The following is a 22,870-nucleotide window of genomic DNA, read 5'->3' on the forward strand; positions in this document are numbered from 1 at the left end:
TCAGAACGCGACGGTCAGCGAGAGCCGGGCCAGCCGCGGTGCGCCCGGGAACAGGTAGCTGTCGCCGCCGGAGCTGCCGGTGTCACGCCAGTAGAAGCGGTTGAACACGTTGTCGACGCTGAGCCGCCAGGTCAGCGCATGGCCGTTCCACTGGCTGGCGTAACGCAGGCCGGCGTCGAACACGTGGTACGCCGGCACGCGGGTCAGACCGTTCGGCGTGGCCACGTTGGGGCTGGCGTAGCGCCAGCCGCCGAGCAGACCGAGCCGGGGTGCGAACGGCAGGCGGTAGTCGACATACAACGCGCTGCGCAGGCGCGGCACGTTGACCACCTGGTGGCCTTCGTAGGCCGGGGCGCCGGTGCTCTCGGCGCGCGCCTGGATCAGGTTGAGGCTGGCGGTGAGGCGCAGGTTGTCGGTGACCTGGCCGGCGGCGTTGAGTTCCAGTCCGCTGTGCACCTCGTTGCCCTGCTGCACGAAGGTGAAGCCCTCGGCGGTGCTGTCCGGCTGGGCGAACTGGTACGGCTGGCGGAGACGGTACAGCGCGGCCGAAAGGCTCAGCGCGTCGCTCCAGGCGTACTTCACGCCGGCTTCGGCCTGGCGCGCCAGCAGCGGGGCCAGCGTGGTGCCGCCGTTGGAGGTCCAGTACGGCGCTTCGTTGCCCAGCGACAGGTTTTCGCTGTAGCTGACGTAGGTGGTCAGTTGCGTGGTGGGCTGCCACAGCACGGCGGCCTGCGGCAGCGCCTTGCCGAGGCGGGTGTCGCGTTCGGGTGCGCCGGTGTCGTCGTAGGCGCGCTCGTGCAGGCGCACGAAGCGGCCGCCGAGCAGTACCTGCCACTGCGGGCCGAGGTGCACGCGGTCCAGCGCGAACATCGAATGCTGCCAACTGGTCAGCCGGCGTGCCGACAGTCCGGGCTGGTTCGGCGAAGGCGCGAAGTAGGGCGGATCGACTTCGTCGATATTGGCGGTGCCGACGTAGTCGTAGACGTAGGGGCGGCGGTCGATGGTGCGGCGGAACGCGCTGGCGCCGAGGCTGACTTCGTGGTTGAGCGGGCCGGTGTCGAACGAGCCCTTCAATACGGCACGTGCCTCGTCGTTGACGCGGGTGTCGTCGGGGCTGCGGTAGTCGTAGACATCGTAGTCGCCGTTCGGCGCGAAGAACCAGCCGGGTGTGGCGCCGCTGGCGCAGGCCGGCGAGTAGAAGCAGCCGTAGGCGAACGCCACGTTGTCGTCGATCACGACATGGCTGTGGCCGGCCGACAATTGCGCGCTCCATCGGTCGCTGAAGCGGTAGTCGAAGCGCAGCGTGCTGTTGCTGGCGTCGATGCCCACCGGCCGCTGCCACGGCTCGAAGCCGAGCATGCGGCTGCGGCTGGGATGCGCCGGAATCATGCTGCCACCGAGCAGCTGGTAGCCGGAGACCGAGCGCTGCCCGCTGGTCTGGTAATTGGTGTCCAGCCGCAGCGTGGCGTTCGAATTGATCTTCCAGTCGGCGGCCAGCGAGAGGAACGTGCGGCGGCCATCGGTGTGCCGCACATAGGAGTTCATGTCCTCGTGGGCGGCATTCACGCGCACACCGAAGGTGGGCGTCAGCCAGGCGCCGACATCCATCGCGAGGTAACGTGAACCGTGCGAGTCGGTGCCGACGGTGGCGCTGTGCACGTCGGCCGGGCGCTTGCTGACGTAGTTGATCAGCCCGCCCGGCGCGACCACGCCCGCTTCGAGACCGCCGAGGCCCTTGAGGATTTCCACGCGCTCTTTGTCTTCCAGCGGCTGCAGCTGTTCGCCGGCCATGCTCATTTCGTTGAACCGAAAGCCGGTAGCCGGATCCAGCGCATAACCGCGGATCGCGATGTCCTGGTAGTAGCCGACCGGCGCGTAGCTGTCGCCCAGCGCGGCGTCGGCGCGCGCCAGTTCGCTCAGGGTGCGCGGCTGGCGGTCGTCGATCTGGTCGCGGGTGATCACCGTGATCGCGGCGGGCGTGTCCTGCAGCGGCGCGTTGCCGAAGCTGCCGAAGGTGTCCAACTGCGAGTTGTCGGCGTGGTAGCCCTTGGTGCTGTCGGCCTGTACGTGCACCGGCGCCAGCCGCGTGGCTTGCGGTTCGCTGCTGGTGTCGCCGGCATGGACGGGCGCCATGGCCGCGAGCAGGGCAAGGATCAGGGGAGTGCGGGGAAGTGGCATCGTCATCGTCGTCGTCAAGGGAGTACGGACGAAGCGACGGCGACCCGGCTGTCGCGAGGACATGCCGGATCTGCAAGCTCCCTACGCCGGTACTAACCGGGTCAGGTTCCAAGGGACTCTCTCAGCCCGGCAACGCCGGGCACCCCCGCTTCAAGAACGTCTATTGAACCACGAATCGCCGCGGCGTGGTCAGGCGAGCTCGCGGATGGCCTGCAGCATGGCGTGGCCGGCCGGCGTGCGGAACCACGCGGCGTGACCGCACAGGAAGGTGCCGTAGGCCACGTCGGCGTTCGCACGCGAGTGCGTGATGGCGTGGTAGTACTCCACCTCGGACAACGCGAAATCCACGTGCACCAGTGGCAGCAGGTCCGCCAGCAGGTGCAGGTCGGCCGCCTTCAGCGCACGTTGCCGGCGGTAGCCTTCGATCAGGGTGCGGGCGATGTCGGGGTGGGCGGCGTTGGCGCCGCTGTCGAGCGCCAGCCAGGCGATCGCGTTGCGTTCGATTGCGGTGGCGAGGTCGAACAGCGCGAAGTTGGCGGCGGCGAGGCCGAAGTCGAGCACGGCGCTGATCCGCACGTCGCTGTCGCCGCCGTTCCAGCACAGGTTGGAGACGTGCCAGTCGCCGTGCGTCCACAACCGCGCCTGCTGCGCCAGCTGTGGCTGGGCGGCGGCGTGCCACGGGGCGAGCAGTTCGGCGAAGTCGTTCGGCCAGTCCCGATCACGCAGGTAGTCGGCCAGGCCTGGGCGCTGCGGCAGTTGCGCGCGCAGCGCGGCGACGGGATCGGGCGCCGCGATCAGCTCGCTGCGCGCGACCAGGATGTGGGTGTCGCGCTGGGGCGCGCGGTAGTCCGTCGCCGCGTCGTGCAGCGCGGCCAGCATGCGCCCGGCGGTGAGCGCGTGCGCGTGGTTCGGCAGCGGCTCCCACGAGATCGCCTCGCGATACAAGTCGATGCCGGCGGCTCGTTCGTGCACTTCGTAGACCCAGTCGCCGGATGCCACTGCGGTCTGCCCGTGCGCGTCGCGCAGCACCGCCGGGATCGGCATGCCGCGGTCGCGCAGGTGTGCGATGAAGCGATGCTCCTCGGCGAGCGTGGCGGCCGAGCGCACGCTGCAGTGATGGCGCTTGACGAAGACGGTGGTGTGCTCCGTCTCGACCAGGCAGGCGGCCGACAGCGGGCGCGGGCTGTGCCAGTCGAGGCGGGCCGGGGCGCCGAGCGCCGGGTAGCCGCGTAGCAGCATCTCGACCTCGCCGGCGGTCAGCGGCGGCCAGTCCGGCGGCGTGTTGTCGCCGGCCAGCCCGTGGGCGAGGTGGAGCGGGTCGTTCATGGAGATGGCGAGATATCCGCAGGCAGGGCAGGCCGTGGATTATCCCCGAAAGGACAAGGCGTCACGTGCGGCCGCCATCGGTACACGGCGTGCCATCCCTATAATGGCCGACTTTCCCCGTGGCCCCGTTCCATGAGTGCGATGTTGCTGCTGTTCGTCTGCCTGATCCTCGGCACCCTGGTGGCGCGCTATGCGAAACCGCCGGCGGGAATCGTGCCGGGCATCAACTGGTGGGTGCTCAATGTGGCGTTGCCGGCGCTGGTGCTGGAACTGATCCCGAAGGTGAAGTTCGATCCGCAGCTGTGGTTTTTGGTGGCGGCGATGTGGCTCACCTTCGGCGGCGCGTGGCTGCTGTTCGGCCTGCTCGGGCCGCGGCTGGGCTGGTCGCGGCAGCGCACGGGGGCGCTGACCCTGGTTTGCGGGCTGGGCAATACGGCGTACATGGGCTATCCGATGATCGAGGCCCTGCACGGCAAGGCGGGTCTGGCGCTGGCGGTGGTGGCCGATCAGATCGGTGCGTTTCCGGTGCTGGCGTCGGCCGGCATCGTGGTGGCTTCGGTCTATTCGGGGCGCACGCTGCAGCCGCGTCTGATCGTCCGGCGCATCGTCACGTTTCCGGCTTTCATCGCCTTGGTGGTGGGCATCGTCGCCGGCCTGTGCGGCGGCTGGTCCGAGCTGTTGAATGGCGTGTTCGCACCGATCGGCGCCACGCTGACGCCGCTGGCGCTGTTCTCGGTCGGCTTGCAGTTCAAGTTCCATCCGGGTCAGCGGCAACTCGGCGCAGCCAGCTGGGGACTGGGCTGGAAGCTGCTGCTGGCGCCGTTGCTGTGCTGGGCGGTGGGCGCGGCCGCCGGTGTCGACGGGCTGGTGCTCACCGTCGGCGTGTTGCAGGCAGCGATGGCGCCGATGGTGTCGGCGACGATCCTGGCCGACGAGTACGGACTGGAACCGGCCTTGGCGAACACCGTGCTCGGCGCCGGCATCGTGCTGTCGCTGCTCACCATCCCGCTGGGCAACCTGCTGCTGGGTGCTTGAGCAGCTTGCGTCCGGTCTGCGCTACACCGAGACTAGCGGCGGAATCTCATGGGCAGGGGGAGCTCGTGTCATGGCAGGTTTCGATCTGATCAAGCGCATGTTCGGCGATCACGGCGAGCGCCGTGCGGTGCCCCGCAGCGGCGAGCCGAAGGAAGCCTGCATCCTGGTGGTGGACGACTCGGCCACCATCCGCGCCGTGCTCGGCAAGATGCTGGCGCAGAACGGTCACGTGGTGCTGAAGGCGGCCGATGGCGAAAGCGCGCTGGAAATCGCGCGCACGGAACGCCCCGACCTGGTCTTCCTCGACATCGTGATGCCCGGCATGAGCGGCTTCGCGGTATTGCGCGCCCTGCGCCACGACCTGCTGACCCGGGACATCCCGATCGTGATGATCAGCGGCAACCTGCAGGCGACCGAGCAGTTCTACGTGCAGCGTTTCGGCGCGGACGATTTCATGAAGAAGCCGTTCGGCCGCAGTGAAGTGTTCGCGCGCATCGAACACCTCACGCGCCGCGGCCGACTGGTGGTGCGCCAGCGCACGGCGGAGGAATCGTTGCCGGCCGAGCCCGAACACACCGCCGCCGAACACGCCGCCATCCCCGACATCGCGATGCCGGATCCGCAGGACCTGATCGTGCCGCCCACCGGGCAGGCATGAGTACCGCGTTCGCGGGGGCGCGATAATCCCCGCGATGAACAAGCCGCCCACCCACCCGACGACCGATACCCGCGCCGACGTATGGCTGTGGGCGGCGCGTTTCTTCAAGACGCGCAGCCTGGCCCGGCAGGCGATCGACGGCGGCCGCGTCGACGTCAACGACATGGGCTGCAAGCCGGCCAAGGCACTGCACGTCGGCGACCGCCTGAAGATCAGCCGCGGCGAGGAGCGGCTGGAAGTCGAGCTGCTGGTGCTGTCCGACAAACGCGGTCCGGCCAGCGCGGCGCAGACGCTGTACCGCGAGACCGACGCCAGCCGTGCCGCCCGCGAAGCGGTGCGTGAACAGCATCGGCTGGTTGGCGCGAGCGGCCCGCTGAAGCGGCCGGATAAGCAGGCACGGCGCGAATTGCGACGGCTCAAGGATGCGCGCTGAGCAGTACATCGCAGAATACCGGCCAGATCTGCGGGAATATCCATGTAAATCCACGGGCTTGGCGCCGCCGCGTCATCCCACAGAGCCGGGAGGCTTGCATGGACGGGCACGCGCTGATGAATGGCATCGGTTTTTTCAAACGCCTGCTGGGCAACCACGCAGCCGTCGAGCATCGGGTGGAGCCGCAGGCGGCGCTGGGCGCGCGCATGCTGGTGGTCGACGATTCGCCCACGATCTGCGCCGTGCTCGGCAAGATGCTGCGCCAGGACGGTTACGCCGTGCTCAAGGCCACCGAGGGCAAGGATGCGATCGAGCTGGCCCGCAGCGAGCAGCCGGAGCTGATCTTCCTGGACATCGTGATGCCGGGCATGAACGGGTTTGCGGTGTTGCGCGCGCTGCGCCACGACCCGCTGACCCGGGGCATCCCGATCGTGATGATCAGCGGCAACCCGCAGGCGACCGAGCAGTTCTACGTGCAGCGCTTCGGTGCCGACGATTTCATGCAAAAGCCCTTCGACCGCGACGAGGTGTATCTGCGCATCGGCCAGCTGGTGCAGTCAGGGCGGCTGGCCGGCCGGTTGCCGCCGGAGCCGGTCGAACTGGCGTCGCCGCCGGTGCTGTCGGCCGAGGAATTGTCGGCCGACGACCTGGCCGACATTCCGGATATCGCGATGCCCGATGCGGATGCCACGCCGCACCTGACCGGCGCGGTCGCGATGCCGCAAGCCACCTTGCAGGTGGTTCACGGCATCGGCTGACGGTTCGGGTTAGATCGCCAACCCCAGCACCTTGGCTACGCCTGCCGCATAGGCCGGGTCGGCCTTGGCGAAGTGGCCGAGCTGACGGCGGATGATTTCCTCCGGTACGCCCTGCATCGCCGCGGCGATGTTGTCGAACAACTGCTGCTTCTGCGCATCGCTCATCAAACGAAACAGGTCGCCGGGTTGCCGGTAATCGTCGTTGTCGGCGCGGTGGTCGTAGCGATCGGCGTCGCCGGAGATCCGCAGCGGCGGCTCCTTCACCGAGGGGTCCTCGACCGGGCCGCCGAACGAGTTCGGCTCGTAGTTCACGCTGCCGCCGCCGTTGTCGCCGTAGCACATCGACCCGTCGCGTGCGTAGTTGTGCACCGGGCAGCGCGGCTGGTTCACCGGCAGCTGGTCGTGGTTCGCGCCGAGCCGGTAACGCGCCGCATCGGCGTAGGAGAACAGGCGGAACTGCAGCACTTTGTCCGGCGAGAAGCCGATGCCGGGCACCACGTTGGCGGGTGAGAAGCTGGACTGCTCGACCTGGGCGAAGTAGTTGTCCGGGTTGCGGTTCAGTTCCATCACGCCGACCTCGATCAGCGGGTAGTCCTTGTGCGGCCATACCTTGGTCAGGTCGAACGGGTTGTACCAGGTGTTCTCCGCGTCGGCCTCGGGCATCACTTGCACGTACAGCGTCCACTGCGGGAAATCCTTGCGCTCGATCGCCTCGTACAGGTCGCGCTGGTGCGATTCGCGGTCGTTGCCGATCAGCGTCGCCGCTTCGGCATTGGTGAGGTTCCTGATGCCTTGCCGGGTCTTGAAGTGGAACTTCACCCAGTAACGCTCGCCGGCCTCGTTCCAGAAACTGTAGGTGTGGCTGCCGAAGCCGTGCATGTGGCGCAGCGTGGCGGGGATGCCGCGATCGCTCATCAGCGTGGTCACCTGGTGCAGCGACTCGGGCGACAGCGACCAGTAGTCCCACATCGCGGTCGGATTGCGCATGTTGCTGCGCGGGTCGCGCTTCTGCGTGTGGATGAAGTCGGGGAACTTGTACGGGTCACGGATGAAGAACACCGGCGTGTTGTTGCCGACCAGATCCCAGTTGCCTTCCCCGGTATAGAACTTCAGCGCGAAGCCGCGCACGTCGCGCTCGGCATCCGCCGCGCCGCGCTCGCCGGCCACGGTAGAAAAACGCGCCAGCATCGGCGTCTGCTCCCCCGGCTTGAACACTTTGGCGCGAGTGTATTTCGTGATGTCGTGGGTGATGGTGAGCGTGCCGAACGCGGCGGAGGCCTTCGCATGTACCACGCGCTCGGGGATGCGCTCGCGGTTGAAGTGCGCGTGCTTCTCGAACAGCGCGACGTCCTGCACCAGTAGCGGGCCGCGCGGGCCGGCGGTGAGGCTGTTCTGGTTGTCGGCCAGCGGTGCACCGGCGTCGGTGGTCAGGGTCTTGCGGTCCTGGCTCATGGTGGGCTCCTGTGGGGCTTGGGTGTTCGGCCAATGTACGCAGGCGTGGCGATAAGCGGAATTCGAATGTTCTGATGTAGACCATAGCCCATGTCTATGGTTGAGACGGCCGCGGCCGGGCTCGACAGGTCAGCATCGCCGATGGGGTGTTAGCGCAACGTGGTAGCGGCAACGTCGGTTGCCGTCGTGGTCAGCCCAGCTGTTTCAGGCGGTACAGCGCTTCCAGCGCCTCGCGCGGGGTCAGTGCGTCCGGGTCGATCTGTTCCAGCGCGCGTTCGGCGGCGGAGGGTTGCGCCGGGGCGAACAGGCCCAGTTGTGGCGAGGCATCGGCGGCCGGCGCGGATGTGCTGGCGTGCTGGTGCATGCCGCGCTCGAGTTCGGCCAGGGTGCGCCTCGCATCGGCGATCACCGATTTCGGCAAACCGGCCAGCGCCGCTACCTGCAGGCCGAAGCTGCGGTTGGCCGGGCCTTCCTTCACCGCGTGCATGAACACCAGTTGCTCGCCGTATTCGACGGCGTCCAGGTGCACATTGGCGATCGCCGCGAACTCGTTGGCCAGTTCGGTGAGCTCGAAATAGTGGGTGGCGAACAGCGTGTAGGCGCGGCTGCTGCGCGCCAGGTGCACGGCGGCGGCGCGGGCCAGCGACAGGCCGTCGTAGGTGCTGGTGCCGCGGCCGACCTCGTCCATCAGCACCAGGCTGTCGGCGGTGGCGTTGTGCAGGATGTTCGCCGTCTCGCTCATTTCCACCATGAAGGTGGACTGGCCGCGCGAGAGGTCGTCGCCGGCGCCGATGCGGGTGAAGATGCGGTCGATCGGGCCGATCACCGCGCTCGCCGCCGGCACGTAGCTGCCGATGTGCGCGAGCAGCACGATCAGCGCGTTCTGGCGCATGTAGGTGGACTTGCCGCCCATGTTCGGGCCGGTGATCACCAGCATGCGGCGGGTGTCGTCGAGCTTCAGGTCGTTCGGCTCGAACGGCTCGTCGCGGACTTTCTCGACCACCGGATGGCGGCCGCGTTCGATCGCGATGCCGGGTTCGTCGGTGAGCTGCGGGGCGCTCCAGTCCAGTGCCTCGGCGCGCTCGGCCAGGGTGGCCAGCACGTCCAGCTCGGCCATCGCGGCGGCGGCGGTTTTCAGCGGTTCGAGTTTTTCGGTCAGCGTGTCGAGCAGCGCCTCGTACAGCGCGCGTTCGCGCATCAGCGAGCGTTCCTTCGCCGACAGCACCTTGTCCTCGAATGCCTTCAGTTCCTCGGTGATGTAGCGCTCGGCGTTCTTCGTCGTCTGCCGGCGCGTGTAATGCGTGGGCGCCTTGTCCGACTGCGCCTTGGTGATCTCGATGTAGTAGCCGTGCACGCGGTTGTAGCCGACCTTCAGCGTCGTGATGCCGGAGGAGGCCTTCTCGCGTTCCTCCAGCTCGACCAGGTACTGGTCGGCGTGGGTGGACAGGCGGCGCAGCTCGTCGAGTTCGGCGTCGTAGCCGTCGGCGATCACGCCGCCGTCGCGCTGCAATACCGGCGGTTGTTCGACCACGGCGCGGGCGAGCAGGGCGGCGCTGTCCGCGTGGTCGCCGATGCGTTCGACCAGGGCGTGCAGCAGCGGGCTGTCCAGCGTGGCGATCTGTTCGCGCAACATGGGCGCCGCGGCAAGGCCGTCGCGCAAGGTGGACAGGTCGCGCGGGCGCGCCGAGCGCAGCGCCACGCGGGCGAGGATGCGTTCGAGGTCGCCGATGCCGCGCAGCTGTTCGCGCAGGCTGTCGTAACGGCGGCTGTCGATCAGCGTACCGATCGCCTGGTGGCGCTGGCGCAGCAGCTCGCGCGAACGCAGCGGCCGGGTCAGCCAGCGGCGCAACGCTCGCGCGCCCATCGGCGTCACGGTTTCGTCGAGCACGCCGAGCAGGGTGTGTTCGGTGCGGCCGCTGGGGTGGGTATCCAGTTCCAGGTTGCGGCGCGTGGCCGCGTCCAGCGCGATCGTCTCGCTGGCGCTTTCCACCGCCATGCCGGTGAGGTGCGGCAGCGCGCTTTTCTGGGTTTCCTCGACGTAGCCGAGCAGGCAGCCGGCGGCGGCGACGGCCAGCGGCAACTTGTCCACGCCGAAGCCGCCAAGGTCGCGGGTGCCGAAGAAGCGGTTCAGTTCGCGTTTTGCGGCATCGCTGTCGAAGTGCCATGGCGGCCGCTTGCGCAGGCCGGGCAGGGTGCTAACCAGTTTCGGCCACGCCACGTCCTCGCCGATCAGGGTCTCGGCCGGCTGCAGCCGTGCCAGCTCGGCGGCCAACGCCTCGGCGTTCGGTATTTCGGTGAGCAGGAAGCGGCCGCTGCTGAGGTCGACCCAGGCCAGCCCGTACGCGCCATGCGCCCCGGCGGCGATCGCCAGCAGCAGGTTGTCGCGGCGTTCCTCCAGCAGCGCCGCGTCGGTCACCGTGCCGGGGGTGACGATGCGCACCACCTTGCGTTCGACGATGCCCTTGGCCAGCGCCGGGTCGCCCATCTGCTCGCAGATCGCCACCGATTCGCCGAGGCGCACCAGCCGCGCCAGGTAGTTTTCCACCGCGTGATACGGCACGCCGGCCATCGAGATCGGCGCGCCGCCCGACTGCCCGCGCTGGGTCAGGGTGATGTCGAGCAGTCGCGCCGCCTTGCGCGCGTCGTCGTAGAACAGCTCGTAGAAATCGCCCATGCGGAAGAACAGCAGCACGTCCGGGTGCTCGGCCTTGGCCGACAGGTACTGCCGCATGAACGGGGTGTGCTTGGTGAGATCGTCTTGGTTCATGCAATGCAAGTCTTGGCGTGGTCGCGCGGAACAGGTAGAACGGTGCCTCTGCGCGTGGCGCAAAGTTTCGTTCAAGTTCGGGAGTCTCGCATGGAGTTGTCGTCTGTTCCTACCGATGCCGAGTTGCTGGCACTGGCCGGCGAGGTGGCCGACGAGGTGCAACGCTGCCGGCTGATGCTGGTGACGGCCGAGTCCTGCAGCGGTGGCTGGATCGCCAAGACGCTGACCGACCTGCCGGGCAGCTCGGCCTGGTTCGATGCCGGCGTGGTGACCTACAGCTACGAGGCGAAGGAGGCGCTGCTCGGGGTCAACCCGCGCACGCTGGAGCACACCGGCGCAGTCAGTGAGGAAACCGTGCTGGAAATGGTGTCCGGCGCGCTGGCGCGCTTTGGCGCCGGCGTGGCGGTGGCGGTGACCGGCATCGCCGGGCCATCGGGTGGCACCCCGGACAAACCGGTCGGCACGGTCTGGATCGGCTGGAAGCGCCGTGGCGGCTATGGCCATGCGCAGTTGTTCCACTTTCCGGGCGACCGCGAGGCGGTGCGGCGGCAGACCGTGGCGGCGGCGCTCATCGGTTTGCGTAGAACGCTGACGGAATGACGCGCCGTCTGCCGCCAGACCGGCTTGACCGGTGTGGGATACTGGCCGCGTCAGTGCCGATCGTCCGCGATCGCGCCAGCGTGATCGCAGCCGGTGAGATTCGATCCGGGCATCATGCAACCCATTCACAGCCCAACCGGAATACAGACGATGGATGACAACAAGCGCAAGGCGCTCACTTCCGCCCTCGGCCAGATCGAAAAGCAGTTTGGCAAGGGCGCGATCATGCGCATGGGCGATCGTGTGAACGAGGCGATCGAGACGGTGTCCACCGGTTCGCTGGGGCTGGACATCGCGCTCGGCGTCGGCGGCTTGCCGCGCGGCCGCGTGGTCGAGATCTACGGGCCGGAGTCGTCCGGCAAGACCACCATGACGCTGCAGGCGATCGCCAGCTGCCAGCGCGCCGGCGGCACCGCCGCGTTCATCGACGCCGAGCATGCGCTCGATCCAACCTACGCGGAAAAGCTCGGCGTCAAGGTCGACGACCTGCTGGTGTCGCAGCCGGACACCGGCGAGCAGGCGCTGGAAATCGCCGACATGCTGGTGCGCTCGGGCGCGGTGGACATGGTCGTGGTCGACTCGGTCGCCGCGCTGACCCCGAAGGCGGAAATCGAGGGCGAGATGGGCGACTCCCATGTCGGCCTGCACGCCCGCCTGATGAGCCAGGCGCTGCGCAAGCTCACCGCCAACATCAAGAAGTCCGGCACCCTGGTGATCTTCATCAACCAGATCCGCATGAAGATCGGCGTGATGTTCGGCAGCCCCGAGACCACCACCGGCGGCAACGCGCTGAAGTTCTACGCCTCGGTTCGCCTGGACATCCGCCGCATCGGCGCGGTGAAGAAGGGCGACGAGATCATCGGCTCGGAAACCCGCGTCAAGGTGGTCAAGAACAAGGTGGCGCCGCCGTTCCGCCAGTGCGAGTTCGAAATCCTGTACGGCGAGGGCACCTCGCGTGAGGGCGAGATCATCGAACTGGGCGTGGCGCAGAACCTGATCGACAAGTCCGGCGCCTGGTACAGCTACAACGGCGACCGCATCGGCCAGGGCAAGGAGAACGTGCGCCAGTTCCTGCGCGACAACCCGGCGATCGCCAACGAGATCGACAAGCAGCTGCGCGAGCGCCTGCTGGTGCCGGTCGGCAAGCCGGCCCCTGCCGCGCCGGAAGAGGCGCTCGAGGAAGTCTGAGCGGTGATCGTTGGCGTTCCCCGGCGGAAGACATGGCCCGGCTTGCCCGGGCCATGTCCGTTTGCGTGGTCATGAAACGCCCGCCCGGCAAGGACGATCCGGCCAGGCCGAAGCGCAGCGCGTACGACAAGGCGCTGGGCTTGCTGGCGCGTCGCGAGCATTCGCGCAAGGAGCTGAAGACCAAGCTGCGCCAGGGCGGTTACGAGGGCGACGAAGCCGCCGCCGCGCTGGACCGGCTCGGCGAGCAGCATTACCAGGACGACGACCGCTTCGCCGAGGTGCTGCTGCGCAGCCGGATCGCTCAGGGCTACGGCCCGCTGCGCCTGCGCGTGGAGCTGAAAAGCCACGGCCTGGCCGACGCACGCATCCGCGAGCTGCTGGACGAAGCCGAGGTCGACTGGGCCGCTTCGGCCGCCGCCCAACTGCGTCGCCGCTACGGTGGCGCGGGCACGGCAGACCCCGCCGAACGTACCCGGCGGGCGCAATTCCTCTTGCGCCGCGGCTTTGCCGCCGCCACAGTACGAAGTGTTACCCACGCCGATGTGGACGAAGCCGACGATATTTCCTGAAATCCATCATCCGCAAATGATGGGTTGACGGGTCGGGTGGCCTGGCCGCGGCGTGGCCTTTATCGCCTGCCACCTTTGATCCGCATGAAAACCTCCGACATCCGCTCCGCCTTCCTCGACTACTTCCGCTCCAAGGACCACACCATCGTGCCGTCCAGCTCGCTGGTGCCGGCCAGCGACCCGACCCTGCTGTTCACCAACTCGGGCATGGTGCAGTTCAAGAACGTGTTCCTCGGCAGCGAGAAGCTGCCCTACGTGCGCGCAGCCGACGTGCAGCGCTGCCTGCGCGCCGGCGGCAAGCACAACGATCTGGACGCCGTGGGCTATACCGCGCGCCATCACACGTTTTTCGAGATGCTGGGCAACTGGTCGTTCGGCGACTATTTCAAGCGCGACGCGATTGCCTACGCATGGGAGCTGCTGACTGAAGTCTTCAAGCTGCCGGCGGACAAGCTGTGGGTCACCGTCTATCACACCGACGACGAAGCCTTCGACATCTGGAACAAGCAGGTCGGCGTGCCGGCCGAACGCATCGTGCGCATTGGCGACAACAAGGGCGCGCCGTATGCGTCCGACAATTTCTGGCAGATGGCCGACACCGGTCCGTGCGGTCCGTGCACCGAGATCTTCTACGATCACGGCGCGGAGATTGCCGGCGGTCCGCCCGGTTCGCCGGACGAGGACGGCGACCGCTACATCGAGATCTGGAATCTGGTGTTCATGCAGTTCGACCGCGCGCCCGACGGCACGCTGAGCCCGCTGCCGGCGCCGTGCGTGGACACCGGCATGGGCCTGGAGCGTCTCGCCGCGGTGCTGCAGCACAAGCATTCGAACTACGAGATCGACCTGTTCGCGCACCTGATCCGCGTCGCCAGTGAGCTGACCGGCACGAAGGACCTGGCCAACAAGTCGCTGCGCGTAATCGCCGACCATATCCGCGCCTGCGCCTTCCTGATCGTCGACGGCGTGTTGCCGTCCAACGAGGGGCGCGGCTACGTGCTGCGCCGGATCATCCGCCGCGCCTTGCGGCACGGCTGGATGCTCGGCGTGCGCGGCGATTTCTTCTGGAAGATGGTGCAGCCGCTGGTCGAGGAAATGGGCGCGGCCTATCCCGAGCTGCCGGCGAAGCAGGCGTTCGTCGAAGACGCGCTGCGTACCGAGGAGCATCGTTTCGGCGAGACGCTGGAACACGGCATGCGCCTGTTCGACGAAGTCGCGGCGAAGTCGGGCAAGACCATCCCAGGCGTGGATGCCTTCCGCCTGTACGACACCTACGGCTTTCCGGTCGACCTCACCGCCGACATCGCGCGCGAGCGCGGCCTCGAGGTAGACATGGACGGCTTCGAGCAGGCCATGAACGAACAGCGCGAGCGCGCCCGCGCCGCCGGCAAGTTCGAGGCCAAGGGGCAGATGCCGGCCGAGCTGGCTAGCCAGCTCAAGCCCACGGTTTTCCTCGGCTACGAGGCGCTGCAGAGTGAAGGCAGCAAGGTGCTCGGCATCGTGCGCGGCGGCAAGCAGGTCGATCAGCTGGGCGAAGGCGAGGAGGGCCTGCTGATCCTCGATCGCACACCGTTCTACGCCGAGTCCGGCGGCCAGGTCGGCGACACCGGCGCGCTGTCCAACGCGGCCGGCCGCTTCGAGGTCGGCGATACGTTGAAGATGGGTGGCGTGTTCTTCGGCCATGCCGGCCGCTGGCGTGGTGGGCAGCCGTTGCGTACCGGTGACGTGGTCGAGACTCAGGTGGATGCATCGCGGCGCCAGGCGATCGTGCTCAACCATTCGGCCACTCATCTGCTGCATGCGGCGCTGCGCAAGGTGCTGGGCGACCATGTCGCGCAGAAGGGCTCGCTGGTAGCGCCGGAACGGCTGCGTTTCGATTTTTCGCACTTCAAGCCGATGAGTCATGACGAACTGGCCCGGGTCGAGGCGCTGGTGAACACCGAGGTGCGCCGCAACGCGGTCGCCGAAGTGCACAACATGGGCTACGACCAAGCGATCGAGTTCGGCGCGATGGCGCTGTTCGGCGAGAAGTACGGCGACGAAGTGCGCGTGCTGAGGATGGGCGACTTCTCCACCGAGTTGTGCGGTGGCACCCATGTCGGGCGCACCGGCGACATCGGCTTGTTCAAGATCGTCAGCGAGGCCGGCGTGGCTTCCGGCGTGCGCCGCATCGAGGCGGTCACCGGTGCCGGCGCGCTGACCTGGGTAGCCGACGAGGAGCGTCGCCTGACCGAGTTCTCGCAACTGCTTTCCAGCAGCGGCGACGAGGCGGTGGAAAAGCTGCGCCAGCTTTTCGACCGCCAGAAAAAGCTCGAGCGCGAGCTTGAATCGCTGCGCAGCAAGGCGGCCGGTTCGGCCACCGCCGACCTGGCGGGGGCCGCGAAGGATGTCGATGGCATCAAGGTGGTGGCGGCGCGGCTGGAAGGGCTCGACGCGAAGTCGCTGCGCGACAGCGTGGACCAGCTCAAGCAGCAGCTTGGCGACTGCGTGATCCTGCTGGCCGGTGCGGCCGATGGCCGTGTCTCGCTGATCGCCGGCGTGCACGGCAAGGCGCTGGGTAGGGTCAAGGCCGGCAGCGTGGTGGCGCACGTCGCCGCGCAGATCGACGGCAAGGGCGGCGGGCGGCCGGACATGGCCCAGGGCGGTGGAACGGATGCGCCGAACCTGCCCGTCATCCTGTCGGCATTGCCGGATTGGATTTCGGCCCAGTAACCTGCGTCGGCGCAAGCTGAACGCTACGTTTGTAGCGGTTCGGGCGCATTGCACAGAAGAATCAGGCTCAGTTACTATCGACCAAGTGTCGGCGCAATCGGTAACGGTGGTGTCGCCAGTCAGGACGCTCAGGAGTGTTTTGGCTGTGAGCCGGGAAGGCGGTAGGGCCTTCGGCGGATCAATCGTCGAACTGTGGACGGACGGACGCTCAGGGGTGAGGCACCGTCAATCCGCAGGCCTGTGACCAACAGCATTTATGGAGTAGCAATCATGTTGATTCTGACCCGCAGGGTCGGTGAAACCCTGATGATCGGCGACGAGGTGACCGTTACCGTTCTTGGCGTGAAAGGCAACCAGGTGCGCATCGGCATCAATGCACCGAAAACCGTGGCCGTCCATCGCGAAGAGATCTATCAGCGGATCAAAGGCGAGCACGATGCCGGTGGCGCCGCGCCCGACGATTCCGCCGAGCATTGATCGCGTGAATTAAGGCTTTACCTCGTCCGCGTCGGTCGGTATCCTTGCCGGCTCCGCAGCAATGCGAAGAAAACCCCGGAGAGATGCCCGAGTGGCCGAAGGGGCTCCCCTGCTAAGGGAGTATAGGGTCAAAAACCTTATCGAGGGTTCGAATCCCTCTCTCTCCGCCAGATACGCAAAGCGCCCCGCAAGGGGCGTTTTGCGTATCTGGCGGAGAGAGGTGGTGGACGAACCCTGACGGGTTCGACGAATTCGCCAGGAGCGAATTCGGACAGCCGCAGGCTGGCCCCGCAGCGCGTCAGCGCGGAGGGGTTCGGCCCATGGATGGGCCGAACAATCCCCCGCGGACTTCACGCTATCGCGCACCTCATCGAAGGGGCGTTTTGCGTATCTGGCGGAGAGAGGTGGTGGACGAACCCTAGTGGGTTCGACGAATTTGTCAGGAACAAATTCGGACAGCCGCAGGCTGGCCCTGGAGCGCGCCAGCGCGGAGGGGTGAGGCCCATGGATGGGCCGAACAATCCCCTGCGGACTTCACGCTATCGCGCACTTCATCGAAGCGGCGTTTTGCGTATTACCAGCCTCACCGCTCCCCAACCACCACCGTAAAAGTCTGCACGAAGTGGAAATCCGCTCGACGCAGCGCGAACTGCGGGTGCTGCGGATCGCAAAGACGCGTGAGCTCGTCGTAGTCGTCGCCTGACAGGTACGGCTGCAGCCGCGCTCCCCAGGTGTTGCGGAAAATGGCCTCGACAAGATAAGCCTCGTCCGCCGCTCCGAGAGGGGCGACGCGTTCGATCACGAACGTCTGCGCACTGACGTTGCGCAACTGCGCCTGGCGCAACACGCCGACCATGGATCGGACCGCTGCCAGATCCCGTTCGCTGACGCCGTAACGATCACGGTAGTACTGGCGCACCGCCTCGTTGACTACGCGTTCGAGCCTCGCGTCCCAGGCAAAGTACATGTCGGGCAGCACCGAGCTTTGGCACAGCGCGATACGACCGGCGGGACGCAGCAGGGAGGCCAGCTGCCGCGCCCCGGCGACCGGGTCGTGCAGGTGGTTGATCGTGTTCATGCACCAGATCAGATCGAGGCTCTCGCTGCGCAGCGGCGTCTTCAGCAGATCCGCCTGCAGCACCAGCGCCGTCGGCGGGGCGCTCGCGCGGGCGGCTGCCGCGTGCGCCGTCGCCAGGTCGATCCCGACGATGGCGCCATCAGGCCCCACTTCGTCGGCGAACCAGCGCAGCACCTCGCCGGTGCCGCATCCCGCGTCGAGAACGCGCGCCCCGGGTTTCAGCTCCAGGCTGGCGATGACCCGGTGAAGTTCGGGTTCCGCGAATGCATTGAACAGCCGCAGCTTGTGCGAGTAGTCGCGAGCCGCCGTATCGCCGAGCAGGCCAGGCGATGCACTCATCCGGTCACCATGCCCAGGTTGTCCTGCGCGAGGCGCTTCATTTCACTGCCAGCCCGCGCAGTTCGACGCCGTCCGCATCCACCCGCAGCACCGAGCCCTGCTCGTACCAGTCGCCCAGCACGATCCGTTGCGCGGGCGCGCCGTCGAGCTGGAAATCGTGCACGGCCGGGCGGTGCGTATGCCCGTGGATCAGCCGGGTCACACCCGCCTTGCGCACGGCTTCGGCCACGGCGTCGGCGTTGACGTCCATGATGCTTTCCATCGTGTTGCCGGTGTGCGCCTTGCTGTCCTCGCGCGCCTTGGCGGCGAACGCGCGGCGCGCCTGCAGCGGCATCGCCAGAATCTGCGCCTGCCACTCGGGCGTGCGTACCTGTTTGCGCACTGCCTGGTAGGCGATGTCGTCGGTGCACAGCACGTCGCCGTGCATCAGCAGGGTGCGGCAGCCGTGGATGTCGTGCACGGTGCCGTCGTCGAGCAGGGTCAGGCCGGCGCGTGCGGCGAACGCCGGGCCGAGCAGGAAGTCGCGGTTGCCGGCCATGAAGTATACCGGCACGCCGGCGTCGCGCACGGTACGGGTGGCGGCGGCGATGCGCGCGGGCAACTCCGCGTCGTCGTCGTCGCCGATCCAGGCCTCGACCAGGTCGCCGAGAATGTACAGCGCGCCGGCGTGGCGGACTTCATCGTCGGCCAGGTAGCGTTCGAACAGATCGGTGATCTGCGGGCGGCTGGGGTCCAGGTGCAGGTCGGCGATGAACAAGGTGGCCATCGCGACGTCAGCCCTTGTCGGCTGGTTTGGCGGCTTTCCTGCCTGGTTTGGCGGCGGGCCTGGTCGGCGCCGACGCAGCCGTGGCCGGCGCTGCCGCACTGGCGGCGGGGGCCGGGGCTTCCTCGCCGATCACGCGGGCGCTTTCGATCAGCACCAGCGGGTTCGGCACGTCACCGGCGAACGGGCCGAGTGCGCGGGTGGGCAATGCGGCGACCTTGTCGACCACGTCCATGCCCTTGGTCACCTTGCCGAACACGGTATAGCCCCAGGTCAGCCCGCTCTGGTTGCCGACGAAATCCAGCCGGCGGTTGTCGACCAGGTTGAAGAAGAACTGCGCGGTGCCGGAATTCGGGTCGGCGCCGCGGGCGACGGCGACGGTGCCGCGCAGGTTGGACAGGCCGTTGTCCGCCTCGCTGGCGACGGCCGATCGCGTGCGCTTGGGTTGCAGGTCGCGGGTGTACAGGCCGCCCTGCACCAGGTAGCCGGGGATGGCACGGTGCAACAGGGTGCCGTCGTAGAAACCGTCGCGTACGTATTGCAGGAAGTTGGCCACGCTCTTCGGCGACTTGTCCGGGTACAGCTCCAGCGTGATGTCGCCTTGCGAGGTGCGCAGCACGACCTGCGGCGATGGCGTGGCGGCCGGCGTCGGTTTGGCGGTCTGTGCCGCCAGCGTCGGCGGCAGGATCAGGAGCAGCGTGGCGAGCAGGAATTTCAACATGGGCATCAAGGCTGTTTGGGCGTCCGGACATGATACGCGGCCGCGGCGGAACCTGGTTTGTCGGCGCGCTCAGCTGCTGGAGATGTCCAGCTTGACGCCCAACTCAGCCATCGGCGATTGTTCCTGCTGCAGATCGGCCTCGCTGAGCGGGTGCTGCTCGAACCAGACCAGCGGCAGGGTGAGTCGCAGTGATTTGCTGCTGGCGGTGAGCTTCATTTGCGGCAGCGACTCGGCCCGGCGTGCGCGGCGGAACAGCACCGCCAGGCGCAGCAGCGCGGTGGTGTAGCGGGCCAGCTGGCGATAGCGCTGCGGCAAGGTGGCGAGCACCGCCTTGTCCGGCTTGCGCCGGTGCATTTCGACCACGGCGGCCAGCAGCTGCTGTTCCTGCCGCGAGAAGCCGGCCAGGTCGGCGTGGCGCAGGATGTAGGCGCCATGATGGTGATGCTGGCTGTGCGCGATGGCCAGGCCGATCTCGTGCACGCGCGAGGCCCACGACAGCCACTCGCGGGCCTCGGCGTCCAGTTTCCAGGCGCGCGCGACCTGGTCGAACAGCATCAATGCGGTCGACTCGACCCGGCGCGCCTGGGCGCGATCCACGCCGTAGCGGGTGGCCAGCGCGTCGATGCTGGCGGTGCGCGGATCGCTGCCGCCGGCGCGGCCGAGCAGGTCCCACAGCAGGCCTTCGCGCATCGAGCTTTCGCACACGCGCAGCCGCTCGATGCCGAGCGCGGCGAAGGCCGCCTCGAAGATCACCACGCCGCCGGCGATCACCGGCGCGCGGTCCTCGATCAGGCCGGGCAGCTTCAGCGTGCCGATCTGGCCTTGCTCGATCAGCACGTCGCGCAGCGCGGCGAGCGAGGCCGGGGTGATGCCGTCGTCGGAGAATTTCATCGCTTGCACCACCGCGCCGATCGACTTGGCGGTGCCGGAGGAGCCATAGGCATCCTGCCAGCCCGACTCGCGGAAGTCCTCGGCGAACTGCTGCAGCAGCACGCCGATCTCGCTGCGCGCGCGCTGCCAGCGCTTGCGGGTGAGCTTGCCGCCGGGGAAGAAGCGCAACGTCGAGGCGATGCAGCCGGCCTGCACGCTCTCGGTGTGCAGCGGCGCCAGCCCGCGGCCGATAATGAACTCGGTGCTGCCGCCGCCGACGTCGATCACCAGCCGCGGCTCGCGCGAAGCAGGCAGGTCGTGCGCCGCACCGAGGAAGATCAGGCGGCCTTCCTCGCGCCCGGAGACCACCTCGATCGGATGGCCGAGCGCGGCCTCGGCGGTGGTCAGGAAAGTCTGCGGCGAAGCCAGCCGGCGCACCGTGTTGGTGGCCACCGCGCGCACCCGCATCGATGGCAGGCCGGCGATGCGCTGGCCGAAACGGGCCAGGCAGGCCATCGCACGGGCGCGCCGTTCGGCGTCCAGGGTACCGTCGGCGCGCAGGCCGGCGGCCATCCGCACGGTATCGCGCAGGCGGTCGATCACGCGCGGCTCGCCGTGTTCCATGCGCGCCACCACCATGTGGAAGCTGTTCGAGCCCATGTCCACGGCGGCGATCAGTTCGCCGTCGCGGATCGGTGTCTGTTCGGCTGGACTCACGCCCGGGCTCCGGCGACGGCAAAGCGCGGATTCTCGCATGCATGCGCGAACGGAAGAAAACGGCGGCTCATGCGGATCGTCCGGTTCATTGGCGGTAGCGTTCGAGCAGGCCCGACTGCGCGCTGTACGGCGGGTTGTCGCCGGGCTCGGCGCGCACGTAGCGGCCGTCGCTGCCGAGCAGCCAGGCCTGGGTGTTGTCGGCCAGGCCGTTGGCCAGGGTTTCCTCGAACACGCGCGCGGCCAGTTCGGGGTCGAGGATCGGGAACGCCACCTCGATCCGCCGCATCAGGTTGCGCTCCATCCAGTCGGCGCTGGCGCAGTAGATATCGGGGTCGCCGTCGTTGGCGAACCAGTACACCCGGCTGTGCTCGAGGAAGCGCCCCACGATCGAGCGCACGCGGATGCGCTCGGAAATGCCGGGCAGGCCGGGGCGCAGGGTGCACGCGCCGCGCACGATCAGGTCGATCTCCACGCCGGCCTGCGAGGCGCGGTACAGCGCTTCGATCACGCGCGCCTCGTTCAACGCGTTGAGCTTGGCGACGATGCGCGCGGGGCGGCCGGCCTGCGCGTGCGCGGTCTCGCGCTCGATCTTCGCCAGCACGCTGGGGTACAGCGTGAACGGCGAATGCAGCAGCCGTTTCAGCTCGATGATCGGACCCAGGCCGGACAACTGCTGGAACACCTTGTGCAGGTCTTCGCCGATCTCCGGGTTCGCCGTCATCAGGCCGATGTCGGTGTACATCCGGCTGTTGGCCTGGTGGTAGTTGCCGGTGGACAGGTGCACGTAGCGGCGCAGCGTGTCGCCCTCGCGGCGCACGATCAGCATCATCTTGGCGTGGGTCTTGTAGCCGACCACGCCGTAGACCACCTGCACGCCGGCCTCCTGCAGGCGCGTGGCCAGGCGGATGTTGGCCTCCTCGTCGAAACGCGCGCGCAACTCGATCACCACGGTGACGTCCTTGCCGTTGCGCGCCGCCTCGACCAGCAAATCGACCAGCGGCGTGTCCTCGCCGGCGCGGTACAGGGTCTGCTTGATCGCCAGCACCTGCGGGTCGGCGGTGGCCTGACGCAGCAGGTCGATCACCGCGGCGAAGCTCTGGTACGGGTGGTGCAGCAGCACGTCGCGCTGGCCGATCAGGTCGAACTTGTTGCGCCCGCTTTCGAGCGCCGGCGGCAGCTGCGGGTTGAAGCGCGGAAACTTCAGTTCCGGCCGGTCCAGCCAGTCGTAGATCAGGCCCGCGCGGATGATGTTGACCGGGCCGTCGCAGCGGTACACGTCGGCGTCATCCAACTGGAAGTTCTGCGTCAGCATCGCGGTGATCGCCTGCGGGCAATCGTTGGCGATCTCCAGCCGCACCGGGCGCGCATAGCCGCGCCCGACCAGCTCCTCGCTGAGGGCGAGCGCGAGGTTCTCCACCTCGGCCTCCTCGACGATCAGCTCGCTGTTGCGGGTGACCCGGAACTGGTACGAGCCGACCACCTTGAGGCCGGGGAACATCAGGTCGACGAAGGCCTGCAGCAGTTCGGCGAGGAACACGAAATGCTCGCCCGGGCCGCTGACCTCGGCCGGCACGCGGATGATCCGCGGCAGCGAACGCGGCGCGCGCACCAGCGCCATGTGACCCTCGTGGCCGAACGCGTCGCGGCCGCGCAGCACCACCGCGATGTTCAGCGTCTTGTTGAGGATGCGCGGGAACGGGTGCGCCGGGTCCAGTCCCAGCGGCGACAATACGGGCAGCACCTCGTGCTCGAAGTAGCCGCGCAGCCAGCGGTGCTGGCGCGGGTTCCAGCGCTTGCGGGTGAGGATGTGGATCTGCTCGGCGTCGAGTTGCGGGCCGATCTGTTCCTGCCAGGCGGCGTAGACCTCGGCGACCAGATCCAGCACGCGGCTGCGGATACGCGCCAGCAGCTCGCCGGAAGGAATGCCGTCCGGTCCCGGGGCGGCCGAGCCGTAGGCGTGGTGATGCTTGAGCATCGCCACGCGCACCTCGAAGAACTCGTCGAGGTTGTTCGCCACGATGCTCAGGTAGCGCAGCCGCTCCAGCAGCGGCACGGCGGTCTCGCGAGCCATCGCCAGTACGCGGAAGTTGAACTCCAGCGCGGCCAGCTCGCGGCTGAGGTAAAGGCCGGGGGTGGTCAGGTCGGTGGCGTCGGGCGATGCGGGTGATGTGGGAGAAGGCTGGGCCATGCCGCATTCTGGCGCATGCCCCGGGCCATTGCATGCCGCGC

Annotated in this window: 18 protein-coding genes, 1 tRNA gene and 1 riboswitch; of the genes, 10 read left to right on the forward strand and 9 right to left on the reverse strand. The window is 67.9% G+C overall.

The window, feature by feature from the left end:
- Both ASG75_RS00735 and ASG75_RS00740 read right to left on the reverse strand, forming a co-directional pair.
- A complete protein-coding gene (locus ASG75_RS00735; RefSeq protein WP_056384804.1) occupies positions 1-2,184 on the reverse strand; it encodes a TonB-dependent siderophore receptor in 2,184 nt (727 codons plus the stop codon).
- Positions 2,185-2,239: 55 nt separating this feature from the next.
- Positions 2,240-2,335: riboswitch (TPP riboswitch) on the reverse strand.
- A gap of 32 nt (positions 2,336-2,367) precedes the next feature.
- Complete coding sequence (locus tag ASG75_RS00740; protein ID WP_056384808.1) at positions 2,368-3,504, reverse strand: phosphotransferase; 1,137 nt, start codon at positions 3,502-3,504, stop codon at positions 2,368-2,370.
- A 141-nt stretch (positions 3,505-3,645) separates the two neighbouring features.
- Here ASG75_RS00740 and ASG75_RS00745 point away from each other — a divergent pair, with 141 nt between their 5' ends.
- From ASG75_RS00745 to ASG75_RS00760, 4 genes are all read left to right on the forward strand, one after another.
- Positions 3,646-4,539: an AEC family transporter gene (locus tag ASG75_RS00745; protein WP_056386898.1), complete on the forward strand. Its 894-nt coding sequence runs from the start codon at positions 3,646-3,648 to the stop codon at positions 4,537-4,539.
- 70 nt (positions 4,540-4,609) lie between these two features.
- Complete coding sequence (locus tag ASG75_RS00750) at positions 4,610-5,197, forward strand: response regulator (protein WP_056384810.1); 588 nt, start codon at positions 4,610-4,612, stop codon at positions 5,195-5,197.
- A 34-nt stretch (positions 5,198-5,231) separates the two neighbouring features.
- The gene (locus tag ASG75_RS00755; RefSeq protein WP_056384811.1) at positions 5,232-5,630 is read left to right on the forward strand and encodes an RNA-binding S4 domain-containing protein; all 399 of its coding nucleotides are present in this window, start codon (positions 5,232-5,234) and stop codon (positions 5,628-5,630) included.
- Between the two features lie 98 nt (positions 5,631-5,728).
- Complete coding sequence (locus ASG75_RS00760) at positions 5,729-6,388, forward strand: response regulator (protein ID WP_056384813.1); 660 nt, start codon at positions 5,729-5,731, stop codon at positions 6,386-6,388.
- 9 nt (positions 6,389-6,397) lie between these two features.
- Here the strand turns inward: ASG75_RS00760 and ASG75_RS00765 are convergent, their stop codons facing one another.
- Complete coding sequence (locus tag ASG75_RS00765; RefSeq protein WP_056384814.1) at positions 6,398-7,840, reverse strand: catalase; 1,443 nt, start codon at positions 7,838-7,840, stop codon at positions 6,398-6,400.
- A gap of 190 nt (positions 7,841-8,030) precedes the next feature.
- Complete coding sequence (mutS, locus tag ASG75_RS00770; protein ID WP_056384817.1) at positions 8,031-10,607, reverse strand: DNA mismatch repair protein MutS; 2,577 nt, start codon at positions 10,605-10,607, stop codon at positions 8,031-8,033.
- Between the two features lie 90 nt (positions 10,608-10,697).
- Between mutS and ASG75_RS00775 the strand changes: the two genes are divergently transcribed.
- The 6 genes from ASG75_RS00775 to ASG75_RS00800 all read left to right on the forward strand — a co-directional run bounded on the left by ASG75_RS00775 (position 10,698) and on the right by ASG75_RS00800 (position 16,323).
- Positions 10,698-11,207 carry a CinA family protein gene (locus ASG75_RS00775; protein ID WP_056384820.1) on the forward strand — a complete coding sequence of 170 codons (510 nt, stop codon included), beginning with the start codon at positions 10,698-10,700 and terminating at the stop codon, positions 11,205-11,207.
- A 150-nt stretch (positions 11,208-11,357) separates the two neighbouring features.
- Positions 11,358-12,395, forward strand: a complete 1,038-nt coding sequence (recA, locus tag ASG75_RS00780) for a recombinase RecA (RefSeq protein ID WP_056384821.1) — start codon at positions 11,358-11,360, stop codon at positions 12,393-12,395.
- A 32-nt stretch (positions 12,396-12,427) separates the two neighbouring features.
- Positions 12,428-12,964, forward strand: a complete 537-nt coding sequence (locus ASG75_RS00785; RefSeq protein WP_056384823.1) for a regulatory protein RecX — start codon at positions 12,428-12,430, stop codon at positions 12,962-12,964.
- Between the two features lie 84 nt (positions 12,965-13,048).
- Entirely contained in the window at positions 13,049-15,676 is a 2,628-nt protein-coding gene (gene alaS, locus ASG75_RS00790; protein WP_056384825.1) for an alanine--tRNA ligase, read from the forward strand.
- 270 nt (positions 15,677-15,946) lie between these two features.
- Positions 15,947-16,153: a carbon storage regulator CsrA gene (csrA, locus tag ASG75_RS00795; RefSeq protein ID WP_056384827.1), complete on the forward strand. Its 207-nt coding sequence runs from the start codon at positions 15,947-15,949 to the stop codon at positions 16,151-16,153.
- Positions 16,154-16,230: 77 nt separating this feature from the next.
- A tRNA-Ser gene (locus ASG75_RS00800) sits at positions 16,231-16,323 on the forward strand.
- A gap of 413 nt (positions 16,324-16,736) precedes the next feature.
- Here ASG75_RS00800 and ASG75_RS00805 read toward each other — a convergent pair.
- The 5 genes from ASG75_RS00805 to ppk1 all read right to left on the reverse strand — a co-directional run bounded on the left by ASG75_RS00805 (position 16,737) and on the right by ppk1 (position 22,829).
- Positions 16,737-17,570 carry a methyltransferase domain-containing protein gene (locus ASG75_RS00805; protein ID WP_056384829.1) on the reverse strand — a complete coding sequence of 278 codons (834 nt, stop codon included), beginning with the start codon at positions 17,568-17,570 and terminating at the stop codon, positions 16,737-16,739.
- A 37-nt stretch (positions 17,571-17,607) separates the two neighbouring features.
- Positions 17,608-18,336: a UDP-2,3-diacylglucosamine diphosphatase gene (locus ASG75_RS00810; protein ID WP_056384831.1), complete on the reverse strand. Its 729-nt coding sequence runs from the start codon at positions 18,334-18,336 to the stop codon at positions 17,608-17,610.
- Positions 18,337-18,343: 7 nt separating this feature from the next.
- Positions 18,344-19,054, reverse strand: a complete 711-nt coding sequence (locus tag ASG75_RS00815; protein WP_056384833.1) for a peptidylprolyl isomerase — start codon at positions 19,052-19,054, stop codon at positions 18,344-18,346.
- A gap of 69 nt (positions 19,055-19,123) precedes the next feature.
- Positions 19,124-20,641: a Ppx/GppA phosphatase family protein gene (locus ASG75_RS00820; protein WP_056384835.1), complete on the reverse strand. Its 1,518-nt coding sequence runs from the start codon at positions 20,639-20,641 to the stop codon at positions 19,124-19,126.
- Between the two features lie 85 nt (positions 20,642-20,726).
- Positions 20,727-22,829 (reverse strand): polyphosphate kinase 1, encoded by a 2,103-nt coding sequence (ppk1, locus tag ASG75_RS00825; RefSeq protein WP_056384837.1) that lies wholly within the window; start codon positions 22,827-22,829, stop codon positions 20,727-20,729.
- Positions 22,830-22,870: the final 41 nt, after the last annotated feature.

Origin of the sequence: Rhodanobacter sp. Soil772, assembly GCF_001428385.1 — a bacterium.
In the GTDB taxonomy this organism is placed as follows: Bacteria; Pseudomonadota; Gammaproteobacteria; order Xanthomonadales; family Rhodanobacteraceae; genus Rhodanobacter.